Origin of the sequence: Bradyrhizobium sp. 137, from assembly GCF_023074095.1 — a bacterium.
In the GTDB taxonomy this organism is placed as follows: domain Bacteria; phylum Pseudomonadota; class Alphaproteobacteria; order Rhizobiales; family Xanthobacteraceae; genus Bradyrhizobium.
Window position 1 is genome coordinate 1 of the sequence record NZ_JADPKU010000104.1, and the last position, 1266, is coordinate 1266.

A 1266-nucleotide genomic window follows, 5' to 3' on the forward strand; every position below is an offset into this window, starting at 1 on the left:
TGGGGGCAACGCGCAGCGTTGTCCCCAAGGTCCACAGCGCTTTGGCGTTCTTAATTGATCCGCCCGATAAGCAATGGTGCCGAGCGTGACCGGGCCGTAGGTGACCGTTTGGCCATCCTCGGACGCCACCAAGCCTACGGGCTCGCCGGACAATGCCGCGCTGATGTAGACGAACTTGCCATCGAGCTTGATCTCTCCGTTGCGTCGGACCCAGCGAATGTCCTGATCGCCATACTCGGGGGAGCGTAGGATCCCATCGAAGCGACGCGGTGACGCTTTGTAGCGATCCGCAGGTGTAGCGTTGTCGAGAGACTCGTGTGGGCGTTCGTGGTTATAGGTGTGCTGGAACTGGCGCAGTTGCTTGATCTGCTCACGCAGGCTGCGCGCCGGTGGACTTGCCGCGTCCTGCAACAGGGTAAGATGCATGCGCTCGTGACGGCCGTTCTGCTGCGGCTTCCCGGGAGTAATGCGTTCCGGTATCACCCCAGCCTTGATCAGGTTGACCGACATTCTCGACAATCCGCCAGCGCCGACCGAGGCAAACGGAGAGCCATTGTCCGATCGCAGGTAGTGGGGAAGGCCGAACTCGCGGAAGGCCGCATCGAGCACAGGCCAGACATGCTCGGTGTCCGTTCGGGGAAGCGCCTGGCAGCGCAGAAGATAGCGACTGTATGCATCGGTGATCGTCAGTGGTTCGCATCGCTTGCCGTCACCGGTCAAGAACCAGCCCTTGAAGTCGATGCACCAGATATCGTTGGCCTCCTGGCAATCGGCAAAAGGCGCGCTCGACAGCGGTCCACGCCGTCGCAGTCGACGCTTGACCGTCAGCCCCTCTCGGTCGAACAGCTCTCCGATCGTGCTCGCCGCCGGCCAGTCCGTCTTCGGCGCGGCCCGTTCCAGATAGGCCCGCACCTTCAAAGGACCCCAAGTCGGATGCGCACGCCGCACTGCAAGGCATCGCTCAGCAATGTCGCCTGCAATCGATTGCGGGTGGTGCCGTGGAGCTCGTGAGCGATCTTCCAGGCCCGCAGGTCCTTCCGTCTCGAAACGCGTAAGCCATTTGTAGCCAATCCGGCGGCTCACGCCGAACCGCCGGCAGATCATTGCAAATGCTTCCTCGCCCTTTCGAACCGCCACCACAAACTCCATCCGCTCACTCACGGCACAGGTCTCCTTCCAAGCCATCGGCAAGCCCTCCTTGCCGAATAGTTGACCTGTTACCCATGTCGCCGGTCTAGTCTGTTACCCATGTAGCCGGTTTGGACC

At 61.7% G+C, this 1266-nt stretch carries 1 protein-coding gene; it reads right to left on the reverse strand.

Annotation, left to right across the window (positions count from 1 at the left end; all coding sequences use genetic code 11):
* On the reverse strand, positions 1-1185 hold a 1185-nt coding region (locus IVA78_RS28660; RefSeq protein WP_247468898.1), incomplete at its 3' end, for an integrase core domain-containing protein.
* Positions 1186-1266 lie beyond the last annotated feature (81 nt).